Genomic DNA, 25,277 nt, shown 5'->3' with positions numbered 1-25,277 from the left:
GGGGCGCGTGACAGCGGGCCTTCGGCCGTTTGTCTACGCGCGCGCTCTGATCAGGGCCTCGACCTCTGCCAGTTCAGGCATCGAGGGTGCGGTGCCTGGTCGGGTGACCGAAATGCCCGCTGTGGCACACCCGTAAAGTGTTGCTTGTTCAGGGGGCATCCCGCGGGCCAGCGCCGCAGCAAAACCGCCGTTAAATGCGTCACCTGCGCCGGTTGTCTCGATCACAGGCCCGGCGGCCATCGCAGGTATCAGACCGTGGCCCCAGAGGTATGCACCCTGTTCACCCATGGTAATGATCGGCGTGCCGACCCCCTTGTCGCGCAAAACCTCGCAGGCCTTTTCGGCATCGCCTGTGGTCGTGACGGTAACGCCGGTCAGCGCTTCGCATTCGGTTTCATTGGGCGTCACATAATCGCAAAGCGCCAGCATGCCGTCTGGCAGTGGTGCCGCCGGCGCGGGGTTCAGCACCGTGGTGACGCCGGCATCCCGCGCGATCTGCAAACCGCGTATGGCCGCGTCCATTGGCTGTTCCAGCTGGGTCACAAAGACATCTGCATCCCTCACAAGCGCCGCATGATCATCAAGATCAGCGGCAGAGATCAGCGCTCCGGCGCCCGGTGCAATGATGATCGCATTGTCGCCGGTTGCTTCTTCGACAAAAATATGCGCGGCACCGGTATAGGTTTCGGACGTCTGGATCACATGGGGTGTGACGCCCGCAGCTGACCAGGTGTTCAGCGCCAGTTTGCCGAAATCATCCTGCCCGAGCCGCGAGATGAAATGGGTGCTGGCCCCGGCTCGCGCGGCGGCCACGGCCTGATTGGACCCCTTGCCACCAGGGCCGAGCGCAAAGGCGTTGCCCATAATCGTCTCGCCCATACGCGGCATCCGGTCAGCGCGATAGGCCGTATCTGCGACAAAAACTCCCAGAATGACAACACTGCCCACGATCAGCCCTCATCCGGTGGCACAACACCCTTGCGAAAGGCAAAACAGCCATAAAACCGCCTCTCGCCGGTCTGAATAACTGCGTAGGCGTCTTTTGCCCGTTCATAGAATGCATAGCGTTCGACACCGATCATTGCCGGACCGCCAACGGCGCTCACCTCTGCCTGAACGCCCTCCATCACGGGAAGGATCGTGTCCGGTTCTCCCACCACTTCCATGCGCGCAGCGGCATCGTCGACAAATGTATCAATCGGATAGAGCGACAGTACCGCCTGAACAACCTCCGCCGCGGGCCGGTCAATACGCAGAACCCTGCCCAGTACAGTCTCGCGGGCAATGCTGTCCGATGGAAAATTGGTATCCGCAATGATCAGATCATCGCCATGGCCCATGGCCCGGATGGCATAAAGGACATCGGCATTCAGTATCGGGCTGATCCCTTTGAGCATGTTCTACTCCCTTTCTGTTTCCAGTTTACGCCGCACAGCCGTCGCCATTGCAAGCCCGATGGCTGCGTGGGCTTCCGCGCTGAGATGTATGCCATCAACCGGATCGACCTCCGCTGCCAGCCCGGCATCTTCGAACCCGGCGCCAGTACGTTCAGCGATCAAAGCCAGAATGGCCGGCAATGCCTGTGACTTTTCTCTGGCTCCGGCGAATATCTCTTTGAAAATGCCCGTTTCCTGCACTTGTGCAGGCGCTGCAATCAGAACCGCCGGCGCTGTGCCGTCGGGTCCGGCATCCGAGCCGGAAATCTCTGCAACCAGCCGTTCGATACCAAGGGCAACATCTGTTGCAGAGGCGCCAAAACGGGCTTTCAGATCATTGGTGCCCAGCATGACAATCACCAGATCAAGGGGCCTGTGACTCTCCAGCAGCACCGGCAGCGCCAGCTGCCCGTTTTTGTGAGACCCTTCGATGGGGTCGGCAAAAACTGCCGTTCTGCCGGGATGGCCCTCTGCAATGACGTCCCAGTCAGCCCCAAGTGCCTGTGCCATAATATCAGGCCAGCGCAAACCGCGCGGATGTCTGCGCCGGTCCCCCCAGAACCGCATCGCCCGGGTGCCATGTGTATTGCTGTCGCCAAAGCACATGATGCAGGGCACAGGTGCTATCCGATCCGCTGGCCGCTCGCGGCATCAAAAAGATGCAGATGAGCAGGGTCGGGCCTGAGATGAATGATCTGGCCAGAGGTGAAGGCATGGCGTTCGCGGAAAACGGCTGTGACTGTCTGTCCCTCGAAGTTCATAAAAACCATCGTTTCCGACCCGGTGGGCTCGACGACTTTGACTTCCATCGGCAGGCCGTCGTCAGCAAGGATGAGATGCTCGGGCCGCACGCCCAGCTTTGCCGGACCGCGCCCACCGGGGCCGGCAATAAGCTGGCCTGCAACCATTATGCCACTCTCCTTCAGCTCTGCATCCAGCAGATTCATCGACGGGGCGCCGATAAAGGTCGCAACGAATTCGTTTGCTGGGTTGTCGTAAAGTTCCAGAGGCGAGCCGATCTGTTCTATCCGCCCCGCCTGCATAACGACAATGCGGTCAGCCAGCGTCATTGCCTCGATCTGGTCGTGGGTGACAAATACCGTGGTCGTCTTCAGACGCTGGTGAAGTTCCTTGATTTCGGTACGCATCTGAATACGCAGCTTGGCATCCAGATTGGACAGGGGCTCATCAAACAGGAATACCTGAGGGTCACGTACAATCGCGCGGCCCATAGCGACCCGCTGCCGCTGCCCCCCGGACAGATGCCGGGGTTTACGGTCCAGATATTCGGTAAGGCTCAGGATTTCGGCGGCCTCACGCACGCGGCGGTCAATTTCCGCACGGTCTGTTCTGGCCACCTTCAGCGCAAAGCCCATGTTCTCGGCAACAGACTTGTGGGGGTAGAGGGCATAAGTCTGAAATACCATCGCAATGTCGCGGTCCGACGGCGGCAGATTATTCACCACACGATCACCAATGGAAATTGTTCCGCTGTCCGTTGGTTCCAGTCCTGCGATCATGCGCAGCAGTGTGGACTTGCCACAGCCCGACGGCCCTACAAGAGCCACGAACTCGCCGTCCGGTATATCCACGTTCAGCCCGTGAATGACTTCGACTGCGCCATAGGATTTTCGGATATCCTGTATCTTTACGTCAGCCATTCAGCGTATTCCCCCACCTTCTCGGTTCGATGCTAGACAATGCCATCTGAGCTGTCCACGCCCATAACCTCGCTTTTGTTGACTCGTCGTCAATATGGCTCATACTGAATTTTCAGTGGGGGATGTCAGAACAAAGCTTGTATAATTTCCAAACAATTTCTTCAGCTTGTCCTTTTCTCACAGTGAAACCAACACCTGTTGTCTTGGGAGGAAACACGTGAAAGTCGAACTCTATAACTACATAAAAGCGGCACAGAAAATGAACCGCCGCCAGATGCTCAAGGGCTCTGCTGCGATCGGCGCGGCCGCGATGATGCCAAAGGCCGCCTTTGCGGACGGGCATGCAAATGTGCGCGCCGAAATCCTCAAAATTCCGGGCGTTGGTGCCGGCTCGCCTACTGACAGCGACTGGCAGAAAGTCGGCGAAATGTGCCTCGGCGCGACAAAAGAGAACGTTGCCGAAGGAGAGTTCGCAGGTGTTGAACTTACTTTCATGGGCCTGAACAACCAGAACCTGCACAACTTTCTGTTTCGCGGGTTCCTTAAGCCCTGGGAGGCTTATACGGGCGCCAAAATCAACTGGATCGATCTGGCCCAGGCCGACTACAACGCGCGGCTACAGCAGTCGATTGCAACGGGTACAGTAGACTTTGATATCGTCGAAATGGGTGCGCCTTTCGAAGGCGACGTTCTGGGCAAGGGTCTGGCTTCCGAGATGCCCGACTGGGTCAAAGAACAGATCGATATGGACGATTATGTGGATTATCTCAAAGCGCCTGTCGGAACCTGGAATGGCAAAACCTATCGTGTTTCCATTGATGGTGACTGCCATACGTTCGCGTATCGTAAGGACTATTTCGGAGCAGATGGCATCGGCGGTGCCGAGGTGCCGAAAACCTGGCAGGAGATCAACCAGGTGAGCAAGGATCTGGTGGGCAAGGAAGACCCGCTGACCGGGCTTCCGGCGCATGGATATCTTGACCCGCTCAAGGGCTGGGGAGGCTTCGGGTTCTACTTCCTGGAAAACCGTGCTTCCGCATATGCCAAGCATCCGAACTCCCCTGCATGGCTCTTTGAGCCGGACACGATGAAGCCGATGGTCAACAACCCGGCCTGGGTGCAGGCGATCCAGGATGTCATGGACCTTATCGAGGCCGGCGCCTACCCGACGGACCAGATCAACGCTGATCCGGGCACAACAGCGTTCCAGCAGTTCCTGGCAGGTACCGGCTCCATGCTGATGTGGTGGGGTGACGTGGGCTCGTCGGCACGTACGTCTGACACTTCCGTTGTGGGCGATGTCGTGGGCTTCGGGATTAACCCGGCGTCCGACCGTGTCTACAATGCACAGTCCGGCGCATGGGAAGAAACCATGAACGAGGCACCCAATATGGCTTACATCGGCTGGGGCGTCTATGTGATGGCGACGGTCGAAGGCGATGAAAAGAAAAAGAAAGCGGCCTGGTCGGCGGCAGCCCACCTTGGCGGCAAGGATCTGTCGCTCTGGGCATCCGCTTATCCGTCCGGTTTCCAGCCTTACCGCAACTCGCACTTCCAGTTCGAGGAGTGGGAAGAAGCAGGTTACGACCGCGCTTATATCGAGGACTACCTTGGTTCCAACGCGGACAGTTACAACCACCCGAACGCGGCGATCGAACCCCGTATCCCCGGTATCTTCCAGTATTACTCGGTGGCCGAGGACGAGCTGGCCAAAGGCTACGCAGGGCAGTACGGATCTGCTCAGGAAACGGCAGACGCAATTGCGGCAGCCTGGGAAAAGATCACCGACCAGATCGGGCGTGAGGACCAGATCGCCGTCTACAAGGCCTCGCTGGGCCTCTGACGTCAGAGATTAAATCTGGAAAGGCGCGGCCAAGCGGTCGCGCCTTTTTTTGTTCCCGTCAGGTTTGACCCGGTCGGATCAAGTGGCCGCTGTTGCCTCGATCTCAAACATGAGCCCGGGGATCGCAAGCCCCGTAACGCCAAGCAGAGTCATTGGCGGGGTGTTCCCCGTGGGTCCGAAGCGCATGCCCATCAGGTCAAAGTTTCTGAGCGCCTCGTCTGTGTCAGTGGCATAGATGCCCAGCCGGATCACGTCGCCCAGCCCCATGCCGGCGCCTTTAAGGACAGCCTCAAGATTGTCCAGAGCCTGACCGATCTGACCCCGCATGTCGCCCGGATGCACCGGGTTTCCTTCGGCATCGACTGAGGTCTGACCGGCGCAGATAAGCTGCCGGGCAGGGGTCTCGATAATTTCAGCCTGATTGTAGCCAAGTTTCAGCGACCAGTCCCAGGGGTTTACGGCAGTACGTTTCATAATTGGATTCTCCTTGTTCGGGTGTCTGAAACAGGTGTAAACGAAAAAGGTGCCAAAATTTGGCACCAAAATCTGCCAGAGATGAAAAATGAACATTCGCTTAAGGCATGACGCCATCGTGCGCAGCCTCCGCCGCAGTGGCACTTCAACGATTGATGAACTGGCCCGGGAGGTCGGGGCATCACGACGTACAGTGCTGCGCGACATCTGCGATCTGCGGGATCAGGGATTTGTGATTCATTCCGAAGCAGGTCGCGGCGGTGGTCTTCAGCTGGATCCGCAGTCCGTTCAGACCACGGCGCGATTGTCCGTTGCAGAGGTTTTTGCGCTCCTTCTCAGTGTTGCGGCCATGCGGGCCGCGCGCAGCCTGCCGTTTGCGGATCTGGCGGATGCGGGGCTCGCACGCATTGAAAAGGCACTGCCCTCCGACAAGATCCGCGATCTGCGTCTGCTGCTGGAGTGCCTCCACGTGGGCCAGCTCTCACCGCTCCAGGACCTGTCGGATATGGGCGCGATGGATCCCGCACTGTTGCCGGCCTTCGAGGCTGCGTTTCTGGATCGCCACTGCCTGCGGTTCCGTTACCGCGATGCCCGGGGCCGTATCACTGTCCGCGAGGTGGAACCTCAGGCCATGCTGATCCTGCCGCCGCTTTGGTATCTGGTGGCCTGGGATCCCGCGCGCGATGACTTCCGGCACTTCCGGATGGACCGGATCAGCGCACCGGAAACTCTGGAGGGCACATCATTCCGTCGCCGGCGCGTGCCGTTTGGAGACGACGTCTGTCCCTACAGCGATCTGCCGCTGTGAGCTGTCAGGACGTCTTCAGGGCCAGTTACTGATTTCCGGTTGCGTAAGGTGGCCTGCAGGCGAAAAGCCCATGACGGCACCGTAAAACACCAGTTCCTGTTCGAGAGACGATATAATGTTCGGACGCATCCGGAACCCGTGGCTCTCGCCGGCGAAGAAGGTCGATGATACCGGCAGGCCCGCGTGCAGCAGAGCGTCAATCATCACCTGTGCCTGATCGGGTGGCACGACCGGGTCGTCGAGACCCTGGAAAATAATCATCGGGCACCGGATCCTGTCTACATGAAAAAGCGGCGAGCGCGCCCTGAAGACTCTGTTTGCAGCGGGCCAGGGACCTACCAGCAGTTCTGCGTAGCGGGCTTCCAGCTTGTCGGTGTCGGTCGCGATCATCTCAAGGTTTGAAATGCCATAATAGCTCGCTGCAGCGCTGAGCAGATCGGTGAATGTCGCCAGCGCCAGCGTCGTGTAGCCACCGGAACTGCCACCCCGGCTGGCAATCCGGAAGCGGTCGACGCGATCCTGTGCGATCAGATCGCGGGCAACGGCGACGCAGTCTTCGGTATCGACGAGGCCCCAGTTGCCATACATTTTCTGCCGGTACGCGCGACCGAAACCGGTGCTGCCGCGATAATTGACGTCCGCCACCGCAAACCCGCGCGACGTGAAATACTGGATCTGCAGGCTCAGCGAGGATCCGGCCACAGCCGTCGGGCCGCCGTGGATAAAGATGATCAGTGGCGGTCTCTCGGTCGGGGCGGGTCGGAAAGATGGATTGCAGGGTGGGTAAAAGAAAGCATGCGTTTCTTCTGTGCCGTCGGGACCGGTTGGCACGGTGATTTTTTCCGGGGTCGACAGAACGGCCTGAACTTCATCCGTCAGGTCACCAGAGGTCCGGATTTCCGTCACCTCCAGCGACGTCAGATCGAGACGGACCAGCCTTGACGGTGCGTCCGGGCGACCACCGACAAAAGCGGCAAAACCATCCGCCACCTGCAGATGACTGATGTCAGACCAGGGCAGGTCGATGTCCTGTACCGCACCGGTTTGCAGATCCACCCTTGCAAGACGGCTTTCGGCTTCGACGCTGTAACTCAGCAGCATCTCTGTATCGGAAATAAATCCGTAGCCGGATGTTCCCAGGCGCCAGAGCGGTTTTGCGCATTCGCCGGCTATCCGTGTAACGGTTTCGATGCGTCCGGCCCGATGCCGGCAGATGTTCCAGTATCGTGTCCCGTCGACCTCTACGCGGTCGGATGCGAAATACAGCGTTCCGTCAGGGGCCCATTTCGGGTCCAGAATGGATTCGGACGAAGTGCGCAGCGCATCTTTCAGCACCGGATTAAGCGCGGGGTCGATCTCTGCCTCAGGCACCGGGTCGCCGGCCACTCTGGCAATATTGCGCAGCTCGCCTGCTGTATCGATGTCCGCTGTGTACAAACTTGTACCTTCCCACGGCATCGACGGATAATCCCAGGAAATCCAGCACAGTTTCCGGCCGTCAGGACTGAGCCGCGGGCAGGCATAGAAATCGGCACCCTCCACAAGCGTCCGCGGCAGTTTCTCCCCTTTAAGGTCAATCGCAACCAGGCTCTGTTTGTCCTGTCCGTTCAGCTTTTCATCTGACTGTTCGCACACCCACACGCCGAAGTTGCCGCTGTGGTGGATCACCCCGTCTGCATAACGCGTGCGAACCTGTGGTGTGATTGGCCGGGGCTGCATCCCCGGTTTCTGTGCGTAAATTCGCTGGTCTTTTGATCCCGGAAAGTCCGGCGGGGCAAAGTTACTGAAATAGAACGTGCCATTGCGTGCCGCTGCAGCGCCCCCGCCGTATGAATTAACAAGTGTACGCGCCGAAAAACCCACGGGCGTCAGGGTTTCAGGCGCATTGCCGACGGTACTGCGCATCAGAACAGACCGCCCGTTTTCATCTGGTCGTGTTTCGACCCAGCAGATGGTTTCGCCGTCGGTCAGGATCTGTTCGAACGAGCGCGCGCCCGCAGCGACAGCCGAGGCAGAAATCGGAGAAACCCAGGCACCATAAGGCGTATAGTCGGCATCGGTCATCTGTCACTCCGGGTATTGATCTGCTGAACAGGACCTGGCTCTGCCAGTTCATCATTAGAGTATGATCCCAGCCCCGCCACACGGCAAGACATTGCGCCGTGCATCCCGACAGGTCAACTCATCCGCGAGCAGCAGATGGTGCTAAACCCTGATAATTATGGTTTTTCCCTGAATTTTCTGGACAGAAAGAGTAACGCTTACTACCGTCGGTTAACCTCACGTTAACTAACCGAAAAGGTCGCTGACACAATGCCACGAGCCCCTCTGAGCGACGATCTTCTTCGGGAACTCGGTCAGTATCACCTCAGGGACAGGTCCCGGGAGCTTGGTCTGAACCGCCCGGGCTCTCAGGTTCCGGAGACATGGTTTCTGGGCCCCAAGGCCGAAAACAAAGAGATGATGTCCGAGCTGATCGTGCAGGCGCTGGAGGGAAACTACCTGTTTCGCGAGGAATATGCGCCGCATGACCCGCCGATTTTCACGCCTGAAGATATCAGCGAGGATCAGACAGACGACGAGGGGAAAGCAAAAGCGCAGGCATATCACCGTTCGCGGGCACTTCTGCACGAGCGGCTGGACGAACTGACCCGCTACCTCAGGGGATCCATCCCGCTTGCCAGCTACCGGAACCAGTCTCACATGTACTGGGATGTGTCGCTGCCCGGCGTCGTCGGGTATATCGCGGCACTGCTCTACAATCAGAACAACGTCGCCGCCGAGGCCTCGCCGGTCACAACAATGCTTGAGATCAAAGTCTGCGATGATCTCTGCCGTATGCTGGGTTACCGGATCCCGAAGCAGTCAGAAATCGGTGATGGTGCGCTCAAACCCTGGGGGCATATCACCTGTGACGGTTCGGTTGCGAACGCCGAGAGTATCTGGGCGGCGCGCAACACCAAATATCTGCCCGTAGCGCTTGCCGAAGCAATCCGTGCTGAAGCTGTTATGGCTTCCGCCAGGAACGTCACCGTCCGGATGCTCGACGGCAAACGCCGCCGTCTGCTTGATCTGGATGGCTGGCAACTGCTCAACCTGCCGCTGGACGAGGTAATCGGCCTGACGCCGCGTATCACCAAAGCAACGGGTATCTCTACGGACGAAATCACGGCCGTGCTCGGTGGCTATTCGGTTCAGTCCATCGGTCTGGTCGATTTCCACCGCCGGTTCCTGCCCGACACGCCACCACCCGTTCTGCTGGCGCCGTCGCCTGCACATTATTCATGGCCAAAAGGCCTTGCGCTGGTCGGGTCAGGCCGCAATGCGATGCGGGTCATCAAGGTCGATCTTGATGCACGGATGTGCATGGTTGATCTGCGCGCGACACTGGATGCCTGCCTTGCTGAAGGTCAGCCAGTTATGGAGGTGGTGGCAGTGATCGGCACGACCGAGGAAAGCGCCGTCGACCCGTTGCACGATATCCTCGAGATCCGCGAGGAATACCGTCAGCTGGGCATGGAGTTCTCGGTCCATGCCGATGCGGCCTGGGGTGGTTATTTTGCCTCGATGCTGCGCGAGGCAGAGGTCTTCGAGGACGAGACCGATGTGCCGGAGTTTTCGGTTACTGACAAGGCAGAGGACGACGCCGCAGAGGAATTCCGCGATGAGGTTCGCCGAATTATCAGCGAAGACATCTTTACCTATGACGGTATCGCTGCGGGCATGCATATGAGCGATTATGTCATGCGCCAGTACCGGGCGCTGGGTCGCGCGGATACGATCACTGTCGACCCGCACAAAGCGGGGTTCATTCCCTATCCGGCCGGTGCACTGTGCTATCGCAACGGGGCCATGCGTGATCTGATCGCCTTTACTGCACCCGTCGTTTATCACGGCGGAATGGACCCGACGACAGGTGTCTACGGCATCGAGGGTTCCAAACCCGGGGCGGCGGCGGCGGCGGTCTGGCTGTCGCACAGCGTCATTCGGACGGACCAGTCAGGCTATGGCCGTCTGCTGGGGCGCTGCATCTTCAACAGCAAACGGCTTTATGCGGCGCTCTTTGAACTGGCCGCCGATCACCCCACTGTCACGGTCACGCCGCTCCAGCGGTTGCCTGCCGAAAAAGCAGGGGGCACGAAGTATGAAATTGAAGAACAGAAGCGCATCCTGGCACGCCGGGTGGCACCGCGCTCCAACGAACAGCTGCTGGAGATTTTCCAGACCCGGCGGGAGGTTTTCGAGCTTTTCCGCGAAGCGGGTTCGGATCAGAGCATTGTGACCTATGCGCTCAACTTCCGCACGGGTGAGGGGCTGAACACCAGCCTTGATCTGATGAACGAGCTGAACGCCGACATCTTTGCGCAGCTGAGCCTTCAGTCTTTCAATGGCGGTCACGTCCCACATGCCGAATTGTTTGTGACGTCTTCGCAGTTTGAGCCGGACACCTTCGGGCAGGACTTCGTCGACCATTATGCCGGGCGGTGCGGTGTCATTCCCGAACCGGGCAAGAGCCTCTTTTACCTGATCTCTACAACGCAGAACCCCTGGCTCACCGAGACGGTGCACAACCACAAGGCAGAAAACGGTAACATGCTGCCCGAAGTGATGAAGGCGCTGGCCCGTGCGGCGGAAAAGTCGGCGGCCAGAGTAATCAGAAGACATGGACTGAGCATGCCCGGGTGAACCGCCGGCACAGACGGAAGGAAAGACCTTGGATCACACAGACTACAAAGCCTCAGCCGGCAACATGAACCTGCCCAAATATGTGACCAACATGCCGCATCAGCATGCGCTCATACTGGTCGGATACGATACGATTTACGGGGTTCACATGACCCAGTATCACCATGAAGAGCACAAATATCAGATGATCCTGGAACTGGATCTGCCCGAACCTGCGAAAACCCGCTATCGCAAAATGCGCGAGACCTGGCCGGAGATGCCGCTGGTGCTGTGCAACGATGTCAAAGACCCGCTGATGGTGCCCGATCTGGGTGGCGGCACGCGCCCGGACTTCAGCGCGAACTTTTTCCCGGGTCTGTTCCCGCTCGATCAGCTGAAGCCTGAAGAAGAAGAGAGCATGCACTTCTTCCCCTGGTCTGCGGATATCATGAAACCCGTGATGGACGCGCCGTTTAAGGTCAAGGTGAAACGGGTCGTGCTCTTCCGCCCGTTCAATCACCAGGAAATTCTGCCGAAATACGCCAACTACATCATCTGGGGCAGTGACACCGAAGCCCATATGACGCACTGGCAGACGGCGCACATGGCCAGCAACAAATACGACACCCCCGCCTTTGGCCCGGACTATGATCATATCATGTCGCTGAAATCTGCGCCTGACTGGGTTCATCCATCCCTGCTGCGCGCAGGCATTACAGTAAGCGTGCCTGCCATCCGTCTGCGGGCCCCTGGCAAAAAGCGCAAAGCCTCGATACCTCTCACGCGGCCGTTCAGGTACAATCAGAAATTCGAGGTGCTCTATCGCGGGATCGGACAGCCCTACAAGGTCAGGGCAGGTTACACTTTTGTCTTTGGTCCGCAGGTTTCGACCAGCCCCGCCATCATGCCCGTTCCGGATCCGTCAGATCCGGATGCAAACAACCCGGAACTGACGCTCTTTATGACCGAAGCACCCGAGGAATACTGGGCCGATCAACGCAGGACGTCGAACCTGAAGGACGAAATCAACAATGAGTGATACTGACATGCAGACCGGGCATGAAGAGCTCTGGAAACAGGTTTTCGGCGAGGGCCACCCGGTTCTGGTCAAAAAACAAAGACGCTTTCTGAAGTGGCCCAACGATCCACGTTGCAAACTTTGCTATGCGCCTTTCGCTGGTTTCGGGGGTTTTCTGGTGCGGCTGACCGGGTTGATGCCGTCGGACCGGAACCCGCACTACTGCAACAAATGCGACGGCTTCCTGCAGGCCTTTCCGGGAGGGGCCGAGGTTGAGATGACCGTGCTGATCCTCGATATACGCGGTTCCGTCGACCTGTCCGGCCGGATCTCGCCCAGACAATTTGCCGAGACCGTCAACAGGATGCGCGAAATTACAAGTGCGGTTCTGGCCGAGAACCGGGGATTTATCCTTGAGTTTCAGGGAGATTCCGTCGTTGCAGTGTTCCCGCCCGGTTTCACCGGCGAGGACCATGCAGAGATGGGTATTTCTGCTGCGCGCAGCATTCTGGAACAGTCACTGACTGTTCAGGGTACTGACGAGCCACTTTCTATAGGCATCGGTGTACACACCGGGCCGGTTTATATCTGCACGGTCACCGCCGCGGGCGGCAACATGCAGGGTGTCAGTGTTTTCGGCCAGAACGTGAACTTCGTTGCCCGTCTTTCGGCAGCGGCAACGGCTGGTCAGGCGCTGGTCAGCCCGGAGACGTTTGCCGCTGCCGGAATGGAAATGCCGCGCCAGGATACTATCGAGGTAGACCTCAAGGGGATAGAAGGTACGTCGTCGGCTGTGCTGCTCAGCTGATCCGCCGGTCGTCCGGTATTGAATCTGGCTGCGCGATCGCCCCGCTTCAGAACTTTCATCCCGTCAACCCCATCCGGCTGTCGGGGGCGCTGCTCAGACAGATTGGATATTATAGTTAAAACAATATCTTACCTGAAGATGCGGATAATCCCTGCGTTTCAGGTTTTCTGGCCCCGAACACTGGTTGCCGGTGCCTGGCACATTCATGCTTAACAGGCGCGGAACCTGCCGTTAACATTCCGGTATGAGCAATACCGAAGGCGATCTCCTCCACACAGTGACGGCCGACAACATTCCCGACGCGCGCAGACGTTTCGGAAAGGCAATCGTCTGGGGCAGCGCGCTCCTGGTGGCCGTGCTGGCGATCTGGCAGATGGCCTTTGAAACCGGTCGTATTGCCAGCGGGTTCCAGACATGGAGGCCGGTGCTATATGCCTATATGCTCTGGGCCACGGCGCTTTGTGCTGCGCAGGTGATCGTGAACGGCGAAAAAGGCAAGCGGACCCTTTTCGTGCTGCCCGCAGCGCTCTTTGTGATCAGCCTTGTCGTCTTTCCGCTGCTCTTTGCGCTCTACATCTCGTTCACCGACTGGAACCTTGCCTCACCCAATGGTCCGCAGCCCAATGGCTGGGACAACATGCGCCAGATGTGGAACGATGGGTTTTACTGGAACGCATTGAAAAACATGGTTTATTATGTGCTGGCAGTGAGCGTGGAATATGTCATCGCCTTTGGTCTTGCATTGCTGCTGAACGCCCAGATCCGGGCGCGCAAATTCTTCCGCGTTGTCTTTCTGCTGCCACTGATGCTCAGCCCCGTGGCCGTTTCCTGGATGATCGGCAAGTCGATGCTGGAGATCCGGTTCGGGCCCATATCGCGGGCATTGCGCGAGTTCGGTGTCGAACCCAGTTTCTTTGGCACACCAGAGATTGCACGGTTCATGATCATGGCGATGGATGCATGGACCTTCATTCCCTTTATGATGATCATGCTGCTGGCCGGTCTGCAGGCCCTGCCGCGCGAAGTGATTGAGGCCTCGAAGGTTGATGGTGCCACCGGCTGGCAGAGCTTCCGCGAGGTGATCTTTCCGCTCATGCTGCCTGTCTCCGTCACGGCCATCGTGATCCGCATCATCTTCAAGCTCAAGCTCGCGGACATCATTATCAACGTCACCTCCGGCGGGCCGGGCGGGGCCACGGACAGTGTCACCAGTTTCATTTTCCGCGAGTACCGTGACCGCTCGAACGTGGGCTACGGCACTCTGCTGGCCATGGTCTATCTGGTGCTGATCGTGATCTTTGTAACGCTGCTCCTCAAGGTGGTCAGCCGCTGGATGGAGCGCCCTGCATGACCGCCGTTTTCAAAGACCACGACGCGGATCACCGCGTAAAAACAAAGTGGTGGGCAAGCCGTATTGCCATCTATGCGGCGCTGCTGACATGGGCGGTGATCTGCCTCTTTCCGATCTTCTGGACGATCACAACCTCCTTCAAGCTTGCCCCCGACGTGATGAAAGGCAACCTGATCCCCTGGGTGGATTTCACACCCCGCTGGAAAGGCTGGGAGTCTCTGGGGATGTCCCCACGTCTGATCGGCGAGGTCTCGACCGTGCGCGAGGAATTCCTCAAACGGTTCTGGAACAGCACAATCGTTTCGCTCTCCGCCTCGACCCTTGCAGTGATACTTGGCTCACTCGCCGCTTACGGCCTGTCGCGCTTCAGCTACCGGTTCGGGTTCATGCGCAATTCCGACATCTCATTCTTCTTCCTCAGCCAGATGATCCTGCCGCCGGTGGTCCTGGCGCTGCCGTTTCTGGTGCTCTACAAATCGCTGGCGCTGCTCGACAGCCGGGTCGGCCTCATTCTGCTCTACACGCTGATGGTGCTGCCCATTGTCATCTGGATCATGCGCGATCAGTTTCAGGGCATCCCCGTCGAGCTGGAGGAGGCCGCTCTGGTGGACGGTCTGGGTATCTGGGGCGCGTTTTTGCAGATCGTGCTGCCCATCGCCCTGCCGGGCATGGTCGCGGCCTTTATCCTGAGCCTCGTGCTCTGCTGGAACGAATACTTCTTTGCGGCCTTGCTGACGGCGACCAATGCCACGACCCTGCCCGTCATGGTGGCGTCACAGACCGGCTCTCAGGGCATCAACTGGTGGTCCATGGCGGCGCTGTCCTCGGCTGCGATCCTGCCCCTTGTGATCGTCGCGATCTTCCTTGAGAAATACATCATCAAAGGCATGGCGGCGGGGGCGGTGAAGTAAAACTGAGTGGCGGCTTTGAGCCCTTTTACCGGATGCTGCAACGTCTACGAACGTCTGCTACTAGTTGGCCAGGGAGTTGCCATTGTTTACAACGTTTGAGCCCGCGATGACATCGAGATACGTGCATTTGGCCTGCCAATTCGCAAAGATAGCATTTCCTGTTATTTTTGCAGCGCCGCTGGCTGCGCAGACGCCGTTACAAGACGTACTTGCTGCATGCGAAGCAAGCGTCGTTGAGGGATCAGATTCTCGCCTGCGAGAAGTTGGAACACTGATCGACAAGAATGACCGCCGCTCTCGAATTCGCGTGGATACACCAGTGGGCACCGTTATGGCGTTGTATGTTCCGCCCACAGGAATAACGACGGCGTGCCTTTTTTGGGGGCGGCAACCAGAGTTAGAAATTGAATTTCAAGAACAATGGCTGGACTGGGTTGAATGGGAAGAAGCCGTCGTTGCCTCAGAGGCTTGGTTCAGCGACGCTATGGAAAATCCCGGTAGCTACGACCTGACCGATTATACCCAACCCGGATATGTCGTCGCACGTTGTAGTGAATTGGAACATGGCTTGGTGCTAACGAGCCAGCCTATGGTTGCAAATGTCGGACGAATGCTTCTGCCAAAACTGGAACCTAAGAGGGAGCAAGTGGTACACTATCAGTTTAGTGCAGTCGCGGCGCTACCCGGTCGATGCTCAGCTGCAGTTGAGGCCCATAAAGCTCAGAACTGAAGTACGCTTCAGCAAACCCGAAAGCCAACATTTGAAATGCCCAGCAATTGGTCAGCTTTGTCCGCACAGCGACCAGGGCGATCAGGTTCTACAGAGCGCCCAGCTCAGCCGCGATATCCTTCGTCTGCTCATAAAGACGCCGGAACAGCGCGTATGATCTGTCATACCGCGGATCGCTTTGCGCTGTGACGGATGTCGCCACCGGGTTCCACTTTGCGATGTCGCCGCGGTCCACGAGACCCACAGCCAAAGCGGCCAGAAACGCATCACCATAGCTGGCACCCGTGGTTTTCTCGCAGACGATCTGGTCGATCCCTGTGATGTCCGAGGTCGCCTGCAGCCAGAGCGCGTTCTTTGTCCCGCCCCCCACGGCCAGCAGCCGTTCGGGGGCCTGCCCCAGTTCGGCAAAGGTGTCCGTCACATGCCGCGTGCCACAGGCGATGCCTTCGATCAGCGCGCGGTACATGTCGCCGCGCGTGTGGGTCAGGTTGAGCCCGAAAAACGTGCCGCGCGCGTTCGTGTCGTGGATGGGTGTCCGCTCGCCTGAAAAGTAGGGCAGCATCAGCAGGCCATTGGCACCGGGGGGCGATGCTGCGGCTTCTGCGGCCAGCGCCGGAAAGGCATCGGCGGGGTCCAGATCACGGGCAAGCTGGTCGCGGAACCAGTGGGTCAGCGTGCCGGATGTGGCCAGCCCGGCCATGGAGGCATGCTCGCCCTCAAAGAGCCAGGGCGCATACCAGATGCGTGGATCGGCCACGCGCTCTGCCGTGCGCAGGATGATAAAAATGGTCGAGCCGTACATCATCATCATATCACCGGGCCGGTCCACACCCACAGAAAACGCCTCGGCGGCAGCGTCGATGGTGCCCGCAGTCACGGGCGTGCCGGGGGCAAGGCCGGTTTCAGCCGCCGCCGCTGCGGTGATGTGTCCGGCGATGTCACCCGACCACAACAGGCGCGGCAGCTTGTCCAGATCAAGAATGTCGTCGGCCAGATCGTCTGTCCAGGCCTGCGTCGCCACATCGTACAGCGGCGAAAAATTAGCGGCCGTGTAGTGGTCGATCACCACCTCGCCCGTAAGCCGCTGAACCAGAAAGCTGGTCGAGGTCAGCACATGCGCCGTCTGCGCATAGATCTCCGGACGATGTCGTTTCAGCCATAGGATTTTCGGCCCTACCGACTGGGATGTCAGGGCATTGCCACAGCGCGCGATGATGGTATCTTCGCCGATCTGTTCCGTCAGGTCTCTGACCTCGGCTTCGGCCCGCCCGTCCACACCGTAAAGCACGCCGTTCATCAGCGGTTTTCCCGCATGATCCACCGGCAGCATGCAGGGGCCGATGGCACTGCAGGCCACCGCAACAATCTCCGACGCCTCAACGCCGCTTTCGCGCAAAAGCGTCCGGCAAACGAAAACGAAATCGCCCCACCAGTCTTCTTCGGGCCGGTGTTCAGCCCATCCGGGCTGTGGGACCAGCATCCGGTGACCCCGGGCGGCGCTGGCGACAACAGTGCCGGCGTGATCGACCAGAACGCCCTTGGTTTCATAGGTGCCGATATCAATTCCCAGCGTCAGTGGCATCAGGTCAGTTCATCCCTGTTAAGTGAGAAATCGGGGCCGATGCGGCCAATGGCCAGCTCAAGCAGTCTGGTGAGTGCGACAAGATCGTTCAGATCGCAAAGCTCGCGCGCGGAATGCGAATAGCGCATCGGAAAACCGACATCGATACAGGCGACACCCTCTCCTTCGAGCTGTACATAGGACAGATCGGTCAGAACCCCGGTCTGGGCGCTCCGCTGCAGCGGCAAGTCATTCACTGCAGCCGTTTCCTCCATGAGCTGCACGAGGGCAGGGTGCGGGATCACGCCGTTCAGCGTACCGCGCCCGTGAAAGGAATAGAGGCTCATGCCCGCGCCGCCGCCCAGAACCATATCGCCGCGATCTGCCAGATCCGGTGTGTCTGTCGCCAGCATCAGATCCAGCTGGATGGCGATATCGGGGGCAATGCGCCGTGCCATGGGCACCACGCCGCGCAGGTTGAACTCTTCCTGAACAGAGAAAACCAGATGAACCGGCGGGCCGTCCGCACGGGCTGCCAGTGCGCGCGCCAGTTCCATGAGGACGGCACACCCCGCACGGTCATCGACGCTGGTGCCACTGATCCGGTCGTCGCCGAGCGCCATTGCCGCTGGTCGGTAAATCACGGGTGTTCCGATCCGGATGCCCGCTTCGGCGACAGCAGCGTCCGAGCCGAGCCCGGTGTCCACGTAAAGCTCGGCATAAGGGATAACCCGGTATTTCTCCGCGGGCGGCGTGGCGTGGTGGCTTTTGTGACCGATGATCCCGGGCACATCACGACCCTCGCCGACACAACAAAGCACGTCCTGCGCCGGCAGGGCGCGTTCAGGTACCCCGCCCAGGCGTTCCAGCCACAACAGGCCATCCGCGCTGATACGGCGCACAACAAACCCCAGCTGATCCATGTGGGTAAAGACCATCACCGTCGGACCTGTGCCGGGAAAATACGCTTCCAGATTACCCATACGGTCGCTCTTGGTCCCGACGCCGATCTCCTGCAGGCTCGCGGAGATGGCCCGCCGTACGCGGTCTTCATGGCCGGACAGACCGGGTATCATCATCAGGTCGCAAAGAGTCCTGCGAAGACGGCTTTTCATGCGCGCGCCTTTCTCACCCGTTCCATAAAGTCACGGGCGCGGTCCGGGTCCACCGGGTTCCAGGTGTCGCCGTCAACCTTGAGCGATGAGCCGACAATACAGCCATCGGCCACCGCAAGGACATCGGCCACTGTTTCATGTTTCACGCCTGTATTGGCCATCACCGGGGTGTCCGGGAGCACCGCCTTGACGGCCTCAAGATCCGACAGTGCCGCCGCCTCGCCGGTTATCTGGCCCGAAACCAGCACTGCATCCGGCACCGACGAGAACACGGCGCTGCGGGCCCGGTCGGGCAGGGAACGCGCATCCAGAGAGTGCGCGAACTCGGCGCTCACATTGTACAGCATCGCCATATCCGACCGGCCGAGGCGGTTGCGATAGCGCATCGCCTGCCCCGCGTCGGGTGTCCAGGGCCCCATGTCCGAAGCATAGGTGCCGGTGAAAATCTCGCGTACAAAAGCGGCCCCCGTCGCAGCCCCCAGAGCGACGGATGACATCGGATCCCACAGAACGTTGACCCCAAAAGGAACCGTGATTTCTGATTTCAGCGCTCCGATGATCGCGGCCATTGTGGCCGTGGAGGCTGTATCGACGCTGAATTCATAGGGACGGTCGTTTTCGTTGCCGAACATGACCGCGTCGAAACCGGCGTCCTGCAGCGCAATGAGGTCGGCGCGTGCAGCGGCAACAAGATCAAGACCGGGATTGTAAAGAGGGGTGCCGGGCAGCGCGCCCAGGTGCACCATGCCGATCACGGGACGCGTTGCGCCAAAAATTCTGGTGAAATCTGAACTCATGGTATCCCCCTCACGCGATCTTATGGCCGGTGGCCTGTTCACGCAAAGGTATACTGCGCTAAGCTGGCCTCAACGAAAAGGGAGACATCCATGGGACTGAAGACACGTCACTGGGACCGGCTGGGCAACGGCGGGCTGACATTCACAGAACTGGGCTTCGGTACCGCGCCGCTCGGCAACCTTTACAGGGCAATTTCCGACGAAGACGCGCGGGCCACACTCGACGCTGCATGGGAGGGTGGGGTGCGGTATTTTGATACTGCGCCGCTTTATGGACTTGGTCTGTCAGAGACGCGGCTCAACCCCTTTCTGCGCGGCAAACCGCGGGACGAGTATATTCTTTCAACGAAGGTCGGGCGGCTGATACAGCATTGCGCGCCCGAGCACCGCGACGGAGAAGGCAAATGGTTCGAGGTCCCGCAGCGCCGCGAGCAGTTTGACTACAGCTATGATGGCGTGATGCGCTCGTTCGAGCAGTCCTTTGCCCGTCTGGGCGTTGATCAGATCGACATTCTCTATGTGCACGATCTGTGCATCTTCTCGCATGGCTCCAAAGAGGCCTCTGACGCCCGCATTGAGGAGTTTTTCGGCGCGCGCGGCTATGATGCGATGGTGTCACTGCGCGACCAGGGTCTGATCCGGGCTATCGGCGGGGGCGTTAACGAATGGCAGGTCTGCCAGACGCTGGCCGAGCGTGGTGACTTTGACCTTTTTCTGCTGGCCGGCCGGTATACGCTGCTGGAACAGACGGCGCTCGACAGCTTTCTGCCGCTGTGCGAGGCGCGCGGGATCGGTATCGTCACAGGCGGGCCTTATAACTCGGGCATTCTTGCGACAGGTGCGAAACCGGGAGCGTTTTACAACTACGACCCGGCGCCGCAGGAAATTCTTGACCGGGTGGATGCCATCGAAGCGGTCTGCCGGGATCACGATGTCCGTCTGATTGATGCGGCGTTTCATTTCCCGCTGTTGCACCCGACACATGTGTCGGTCATCCCGGGCGGGCAGGGGGTTTCTGAAATGGCCGGCAACCTTGAAGCGGCACAGGCCGTGATCCCCGGTGAGCTCTGGCAGGCGCTCAAAGAGAAAGGGCTGATGGACGAAAGAGCTCCTGTATGAGGATCGATGCCCACCAGCATTTCTGGCAACCTGCGCGCGGCGATTATGACTGGATGCCGCGCGACAATGCGGTCCTGAACCGGCCTTATTTCCCGGCCGATTTGTCGGCAACTCTGGACCGCCACGACATCAATGGCACTGTGCTTGTCCAGGCCGCGGCGACAGTCGCTGAAACAGAATACATGCTGGGGCTTGCCGATGCCTCACCGTTTGTGCGCGGCGTGGTCGGCTGGATCGACTTTGAGAAACCCCGTGATATTGATCAGCTGGAAAGGCTCGCGCAACATCCGAAGTTTCTGGGTGTGCGCCCGATGATCCAGGACATCCCGGATACAGACTGGATGCTGCGGGACGATATCGCCTGGGCCTTCGATGCGCTCTGTGACCTGGATCTGACCTTTGACGCGCTGGGCTTTCCACAGCACCTGGGCAACTTTCTGGAACTTATCGGGCGTTACCCGAACCTGCGGGTGGTCTTTGATCATTGCATGAAACCGCGGATCCGCGACCAGCAGGCCGGAAACGATGCCTTTTCAGAATGGGCAGCGGGCATATCCCGGCTGGCCGCCGAGACAGACGGGTTCTGCAAATTCTCCGGCCTTATCACCGAGGCAGGCGAAGGCTGGGTTACGGATGACCTGCGGCCTTTCGCAGATCATGTGCTTGCTGCTTTTGGCCCTGACCGTTTGATGTGGGGGTCTGACTGGCCGGTGTGCCGGTTGCAGGCAGAATACGGCGACTGGCTGGATGTCGCGCAACAGCTGACATCGCACCTGACAACCTCGGAACGTGCGGATGTTTTCGGGGGAACGGCTGCGCGGTTCTACCGTCTGGACTGAGCGGCGAGAAATGCATCGACCTGTAAGTGGTCGAGCGCATCACGCGCCTGCCCGCGGGCCGATACATGAAGCGACGCCGCGCCCTGGGCAAAGGCCAGGGCCTCTTTGATGCCTGCGCCTGCGTCAATCCGGGCAGCCAGGGCACCGACAAACATATCACCCGCGCCATGTGTCGAGACGACATCGGTAACAAAGGCCGGATAGATTATACCTTTGTATTCGACACCCTCGGCGCCAAGGGTTCTGAGAACGTCAGTTGCGCCAGAACTCTCTGCGTAGAATGCAGCTTCGACCCGGTTCACGATCAGCAGATCAACCAGTGCCCTCAGGTCGTCGCACAGGGGCCGGGCAGGCGCGGCATTGAGCCAGACAGGCACGCCGGCCGCACGCGCTTTGCGGGCGATGGTCAGGTTGACGCTTTCCGGCAGTTCATTCTGCAACAGCACAAGTGATGCGGCCGGTGGGACCGTGACCGCTTCCGCATCCATCCTGGCATTTGCCCCCGTCACAATGACTGCGCCGTAATCCCCCTGATCATCAACGATTGCCGTGCTCATACCGCTTGGCCCTTCGTCGGTCTGGAGCTGTGAAAGATCCGGCCCGGCACGCTGCAGCGAATCGCGCAGCATGTCGCCAAAACGGTCGTTGCCGGCACATCCGGCGAAATGCACGTCTGCCCCCATCCGTGCTGCCGCCACAGCCTGGTTCCCGCCTTTCCCGCCAAATACGTATTCGACGGAATGACCGGGCAGTGTTTCATCAATTTCCGGCAGGCGCGGCGCCCGGACAACCACGTCGAGGTGCAGTGATCCGGCCACCAGCAGGCTCATGCCAGCATGGCGCCCTGAACGATCCGCATGGCGGTTGGCGCGTCCTGGGCACTGATGGCCTGTTGCAGCGCCTCATCTGATACCAGCCGCTTCGCAACAGCCCGCAGTTTCTGCACGACTTCAATGTTGGTGCGCGCTTCTGCTACCGGATCCAGCCCGGAATGATCGGGGAACGTGTCGAAATAGATCGTACTGTCGTAGCCCGCGCGTTCCAGTTCCACCAGCAGTTCGACCGTCTGAAGCGGATGCACGGCGCCAACCATCAGCCCGTTGTCCCACTTGCCATACCCGTCGTTCAGATGAACGCCCAGAATGCGTGAATGCCGTGCCACCAGCGCTGCGGCAAAGGCGGGCATTTCGTCGGCATAGAGAACATGCGCGAAATCCAGAGTGACCCCGGTATTGTCGCGCCCGATATCGCGCAGTGCGAGGAGGGTCGTCGCTGCATCGGGCATCAGAGCGAACGCGCGGGGTTCGTTGGGTTTGTATTCAAGTGCGATGTCAATATCGCGATTATGATCGGCAACTTCGGCCATCGCAGATACCGTGTTGTCCCAGGCGCGGGCATAGTCCATCTGGAAGGAATAATCGAAGCCGTCCTGCCCCATCCACAGCGTCATCAGCCGGCCGCCCATTTCGGCCAGCACATCCAGACCGCGTTTTGTTTCGTCAATGGCGGCGCGGCGCACCTGTGGATCGGGATGGGTGAAGGCCCCCAGCTTGTATCCGGGATCTGTGTAGTAGCGCATCGCCATGCCGTTGAGCACCATTCCGTTGTCATCCAGTGCGCGCACCAGATCGCCCGGGCGATCGTCGACAAAATGATCCGGATAATTCAGATCGGCAGCGTTCAGACCCGCAGTCGCGGCGCGGGCAAGCAGATCGGTGGTGGTGACCTTGTTTTTGTGGGGCCAGTAGCTGTCCGCACCAATTTTGAATGCATTGAGACGTGCAGCGAAGCGGGGATAGTTGGGTGTTTCCATAAAATCGAGCGTAGCAGGACAGTGGCACAGCGCGCAATCGCGTCTGCAGACGTTGCGTCCGGGGGGCACAGCGTGTTCTCTGCTCTTCGGGTGTGTCACGGCCACAATAATTGACAAGGGACAGGAAGATGATTGCCGCAGAAGATCTGACAGCGCTGCGACGTGAGTTTCACAGGTTTCCCGAAACCGGGTTCCGCGAAGACCGGACACGGGCGCGGGTCGCGGGTATTCTGCGGGATCTTGGCCTTGAGGTGCACGAAGGTGCGGGCGTTGTCGGGGTGTTGAAACGGGGAAGTGGCAACCGGGCCATCGCCCTGCGCGCGGATATGGACGCATTGCCGATTATGGAAACAAGCAACCACGACTATGTTTCTGAAAATCCCGGTGTGATGCACGCCTGCGGCCACGATGGACATATGACCATGCTTCTCGGGGCCGCAGCACGTCTGGCAACGGCCGGCGATTTCGATGGTACAGTGGTGTTTTTGTTCCAGCCCAACGAAGAGCACGGGCTGGGCGCACAGGCGATGATCCGTGAAGGCGTGCTCGAGCGTTTTCCCTTTGAAGAGGTGTACGCGATTCATAACCTGCCGGGCATACCAACAGGCCATGTTCTGACAAGACCCGGTCAGATCTGTGCAAGTGAGAGCCTGTTTGAAATTGAGGTATCGGGCCAGGGTGGGCATGCGTCTATGCCGCAAACGGGCCGGGATGCGATTACCATAGGCGCCGAGATCGTGCAGGCACTGCAGACAATCGTATCCCGCAAACTGTCACCGGGTGCCGGCGTTGTGGTTTCGGTCACAGAGTTCCTGACCGACGGGCAGCGCAATGTGCTTCCGGGCCGGGCCGTACTGAAAGGAGACGTGCGGGCCAGAAACCGTGAGGACCGCGAAAAGACGGCATCGCTTATGGCGCAGATCGCCGAAGGGATTGCCGCGGCGCACGGTGTTTCGGCCAGCGTGTCATTCGACACAGAGTTCATTGAGACTGTGAATGCACCGGGTCCGACCGAGGCCGTCGTGTCAGCCGCGCGCCGCCAGGGGCTGCACGTCACCCCGGACTGTGATGCAATGAGTTTTTCCGAGGACTTCGCCCACTTCAGTACAGCTGTGCCCGGGTGCTTTCTGCTGCTCGGGAACGGGCATGAGGCTGCCTGCGCGCAGCCGCTTCATTCCTCAGACTATGACTTTAATGACGCCCTGCTGCCTGTGGGGGCGGCCTTGTGGGCACAACTGGTCCGCGACAGGTTGCCGGTACATGCCGGCCACGGAAATGGTCCGGCGACAGGGAGAGAGAAACAGACATGAAACCGGTTATTCTGTCAGCGCCGCATCCACGCACGCTTGATCTGATTTTTGCCCCGGAGAAACTGGCGCAGCTGCATGCAACCTATGACGTGTTTGAAACATCCGGAGACGCCCTGCCGGCGCTGCCCGACGACCTGCTGGCCCAGACACGCTATATCCTCGGGCAACCGCCCCTGTCCGAAGAAACACTCGAACGGCTGACCGGTCTGCGGGCTGTTCTGAACGTCGAATCCAACCTGATCGACAACATGCCGTACAACCGCGTTTTTGAACGCGGTATCCATGTGCTGACGACGGGCGGCGTTTTTGCAGTGCCGGTGGCCGAACTGGGTATCGGGCTTGCACTGGATCTGGCGCGGGGCATTTCCGGTGCCGATCAGGACTTTCAGCGGGGCTGCGAGAAATGGGGTGGGGATGGAAACGCTGATGCATGTCTGCTGTCCGGCGCGCGGGTAGGCATTGTCGGTTATGGCGATCTGGGACGTGCGCTGCGTCGCCTGCTCGAAGGGTTCAGGTGCCGGATCGACGTCTACGACCCATGGCTGCCCGCCTCACTTCTGCTCGAGGACGGCGTCAGTCCTGCATCGCTCGATGATATGCTGGCGCAGGCCGATTTTCTGTTTGTGGTGGCGGCACAAACATCCGAGAACCAGCACTTTCTCGACGCTGAAGCACTCGCGCGCATGAAAGCCGGGTCCCGTTTTATTCTGCTGTCCCGTGCAGGCGTCGTTGATTTCGACGCCCTGATCGAAGCCGTCCGGTCCGGACACATAACAGCAGCCAGTGACGTCTTTCCGTTCGAGCCCATGCCGGCGGATCACCCGGTGCGCACGTTGCCGGGCTTTGTCAGATCTGCGCATCGTGCAGGGGCGCTGGACTCTGCCTTTCGGGCTATGGGCGATATGGTGCTGGAGGATATGGCGCTGATGGACCGGGGTCTGCCACCTCTGAGATGTAAACGGGCAGAGCGTGAAACCGCCAGAAGGATGCAGTCAAAACCGGTGGACCACAACTGAGA

The 25,277-nt window shown here is 59.4% G+C and carries 23 protein-coding genes; 12 read left to right on the top strand and 11 right to left on the bottom strand.

Going from position 1 to position 25,277, the window contains the following annotated elements; all coding sequences use genetic code 11:
- Positions 1-33: 33 nt before the first annotated feature.
- Genes Q0792_RS07100 through Q0792_RS07085 form a run of 4 tightly spaced genes read right to left on the bottom strand, consistent with a single transcriptional unit; the run spans position 34 to position 3,097 of the window.
- Positions 34-948, bottom strand: a complete 915-nt coding sequence (locus Q0792_RS07100) for a ribokinase (RefSeq protein ID WP_298838050.1) — start codon at positions 946-948, stop codon at positions 34-36.
- Positions 949-950: 2 nt separating this feature from the next.
- Complete coding sequence (locus tag Q0792_RS07095) at positions 951-1,397, bottom strand: RbsD/FucU domain-containing protein (protein WP_298838047.1); 447 nt, start codon at positions 1,395-1,397, stop codon at positions 951-953.
- Positions 1,398-1,400: 3 nt separating this feature from the next.
- Positions 1,401-2,054, bottom strand: a complete 654-nt coding sequence (locus Q0792_RS07090) for an SGNH/GDSL hydrolase family protein (protein WP_298838045.1) — start codon at positions 2,052-2,054, stop codon at positions 1,401-1,403.
- A 5-nt stretch (positions 2,055-2,059) separates the two neighbouring features.
- A complete protein-coding gene (locus tag Q0792_RS07085) occupies positions 2,060-3,097 on the bottom strand; it encodes an ABC transporter ATP-binding protein (protein WP_298838042.1) in 1,038 nt (345 codons plus the stop codon).
- Between the two features lie 217 nt (positions 3,098-3,314).
- On the opposite strand from Q0792_RS07085, the gene Q0792_RS07080 reads away from it, so the two are divergent.
- Positions 3,315-4,940 (top strand): substrate-binding domain-containing protein, encoded by a 1,626-nt coding sequence (locus tag Q0792_RS07080; RefSeq protein ID WP_298838037.1) that lies wholly within the window; start codon positions 3,315-3,317, stop codon positions 4,938-4,940.
- A 78-nt stretch (positions 4,941-5,018) separates the two neighbouring features.
- Here Q0792_RS07080 and Q0792_RS07075 read toward each other — a convergent pair whose 3' ends face one another.
- A complete protein-coding gene (locus tag Q0792_RS07075; RefSeq protein ID WP_298838034.1) occupies positions 5,019-5,414 on the bottom strand; it encodes a RidA family protein in 396 nt (131 codons plus the stop codon).
- 88 nt (positions 5,415-5,502) lie between these two features.
- Between Q0792_RS07075 and Q0792_RS07070 the strand changes: the two genes are divergently transcribed.
- Positions 5,503-6,222: a YafY family protein gene (locus Q0792_RS07070; protein ID WP_298838032.1), complete on the top strand. Its 720-nt coding sequence runs from the start codon at positions 5,503-5,505 to the stop codon at positions 6,220-6,222.
- Between the two features lie 15 nt (positions 6,223-6,237).
- On the opposite strand, the gene Q0792_RS07065 is transcribed toward Q0792_RS07070, so the two are convergent.
- A complete protein-coding gene (locus Q0792_RS07065; RefSeq protein WP_298838026.1) occupies positions 6,238-8,286 on the bottom strand; it encodes a prolyl oligopeptidase family serine peptidase in 2,049 nt (682 codons plus the stop codon).
- Positions 8,287-8,535: 249 nt separating this feature from the next.
- On the opposite strand from Q0792_RS07065, the gene Q0792_RS07060 reads away from it, so the two are divergent.
- From Q0792_RS07060 to Q0792_RS07035, 6 genes are all read left to right on the top strand, one after another.
- Positions 8,536-10,908, top strand: coding sequence for a pyridoxal-dependent decarboxylase (locus Q0792_RS07060; RefSeq protein ID WP_298838023.1), 2,373 nt, complete (start codon positions 8,536-8,538; stop codon positions 10,906-10,908).
- A gap of 28 nt (positions 10,909-10,936) precedes the next feature.
- A complete protein-coding gene (locus Q0792_RS07055; protein ID WP_298838021.1) occupies positions 10,937-11,926 on the top strand; it encodes a hypothetical protein in 990 nt (329 codons plus the stop codon).
- Positions 11,919-12,713 carry an adenylate/guanylate cyclase domain-containing protein gene (locus tag Q0792_RS07050; protein WP_298838018.1) on the top strand — a complete coding sequence of 265 codons (795 nt, stop codon included), beginning with the start codon at positions 11,919-11,921 and terminating at the stop codon, positions 12,711-12,713. The genes Q0792_RS07055 and Q0792_RS07050 overlap by 8 nt, the downstream gene beginning before the upstream one ends.
- A 244-nt stretch (positions 12,714-12,957) precedes the next feature.
- Positions 12,958-14,064 (top strand): carbohydrate ABC transporter permease, encoded by a 1,107-nt coding sequence (locus Q0792_RS07045; protein WP_298838013.1) that lies wholly within the window; start codon positions 12,958-12,960, stop codon positions 14,062-14,064.
- A complete protein-coding gene (locus tag Q0792_RS07040; RefSeq protein WP_298838009.1) occupies positions 14,061-14,975 on the top strand; it encodes a carbohydrate ABC transporter permease in 915 nt (304 codons plus the stop codon). The genes Q0792_RS07045 and Q0792_RS07040 overlap by 4 nt, the downstream gene beginning before the upstream one ends.
- A gap of 82 nt (positions 14,976-15,057) precedes the next feature.
- On the top strand, positions 15,058-15,705 hold the full coding sequence (locus Q0792_RS07035; RefSeq protein ID WP_298838006.1) for a hypothetical protein: 648 nt from the start codon (positions 15,058-15,060) through the stop codon (positions 15,703-15,705).
- 88 nt (positions 15,706-15,793) lie between these two features.
- On the opposite strand, the gene Q0792_RS07030 is transcribed toward Q0792_RS07035, so the two are convergent.
- From Q0792_RS07030 to Q0792_RS07020, 3 genes are read right to left on the bottom strand one after another with little or no spacing between them, the layout of a single operon-like run.
- Positions 15,794-17,287 carry an FGGY-family carbohydrate kinase gene (locus Q0792_RS07030; protein ID WP_298838003.1) on the bottom strand — a complete coding sequence of 498 codons (1,494 nt, stop codon included), beginning with the start codon at positions 17,285-17,287 and terminating at the stop codon, positions 15,794-15,796.
- The gene (locus tag Q0792_RS07025; RefSeq protein ID WP_298838000.1) at positions 17,287-18,381 is read right to left on the bottom strand and encodes a M20/M25/M40 family metallo-hydrolase; all 1,095 of its coding nucleotides are present in this window, start codon (positions 18,379-18,381) and stop codon (positions 17,287-17,289) included. The genes Q0792_RS07030 and Q0792_RS07025 overlap by 1 nt, the downstream gene beginning before the upstream one ends.
- Positions 18,378-19,178, bottom strand: coding sequence for a BtpA/SgcQ family protein (locus Q0792_RS07020; RefSeq protein WP_298837998.1), 801 nt, complete (start codon positions 19,176-19,178; stop codon positions 18,378-18,380). The genes Q0792_RS07025 and Q0792_RS07020 overlap by 4 nt, the downstream gene beginning before the upstream one ends.
- 90 nt (positions 19,179-19,268) lie before the next feature.
- Here Q0792_RS07020 and Q0792_RS07015 point away from each other — a divergent pair, with 90 nt between their 5' ends.
- Both Q0792_RS07015 and Q0792_RS07010 read left to right on the top strand, forming a co-directional pair.
- On the top strand, positions 19,269-20,297 hold the full coding sequence (locus Q0792_RS07015; RefSeq protein ID WP_298837994.1) for an aldo/keto reductase: 1,029 nt from the start codon (positions 19,269-19,271) through the stop codon (positions 20,295-20,297).
- Positions 20,294-21,136, top strand: a complete 843-nt coding sequence (locus tag Q0792_RS07010) for an amidohydrolase (protein ID WP_298837992.1) — start codon at positions 20,294-20,296, stop codon at positions 21,134-21,136. Before Q0792_RS07015 ends, Q0792_RS07010 begins: the two co-directional genes overlap by 4 nt.
- Here the strand turns inward: Q0792_RS07010 and Q0792_RS07005 are convergent.
- Together Q0792_RS07005 and Q0792_RS07000 are read right to left on the bottom strand one after the other, a co-directional pair.
- Positions 21,121-21,966: a ribokinase gene (locus tag Q0792_RS07005; protein ID WP_298837989.1), complete on the bottom strand. Its 846-nt coding sequence runs from the start codon at positions 21,964-21,966 to the stop codon at positions 21,121-21,123. The genes Q0792_RS07010 and Q0792_RS07005 overlap by 16 nt on opposite strands.
- Complete coding sequence (locus tag Q0792_RS07000; RefSeq protein ID WP_298837985.1) at positions 21,963-23,018, bottom strand: TIM barrel protein; 1,056 nt, start codon at positions 23,016-23,018, stop codon at positions 21,963-21,965. Before Q0792_RS07000 ends, Q0792_RS07005 begins: the two co-directional genes overlap by 4 nt.
- A gap of 59 nt (positions 23,019-23,077) precedes the next feature.
- Between Q0792_RS07000 and Q0792_RS06995 the strand changes: the two genes are divergently transcribed.
- The gene (locus Q0792_RS06995) at positions 23,078-24,259 is read left to right on the top strand and encodes an amidohydrolase (protein WP_298837983.1); all 1,182 of its coding nucleotides are present in this window, start codon (positions 23,078-23,080) and stop codon (positions 24,257-24,259) included.
- A complete protein-coding gene (locus tag Q0792_RS06990) occupies positions 24,256-25,275 on the top strand; it encodes a hydroxyacid dehydrogenase (protein ID WP_298837981.1) in 1,020 nt (339 codons plus the stop codon). Before Q0792_RS06995 ends, Q0792_RS06990 begins: the two co-directional genes overlap by 4 nt.
- Positions 25,276-25,277: the final 2 nt, after the last annotated feature.

It is taken from the genome of uncultured Roseobacter sp. (assembly GCF_947495025.1).
Lineage (GTDB): Bacteria > Pseudomonadota > Alphaproteobacteria > Rhodobacterales > Rhodobacteraceae > Roseobacter.
This window is presented reverse-complemented; position numbering and strand designations above follow the sequence as displayed.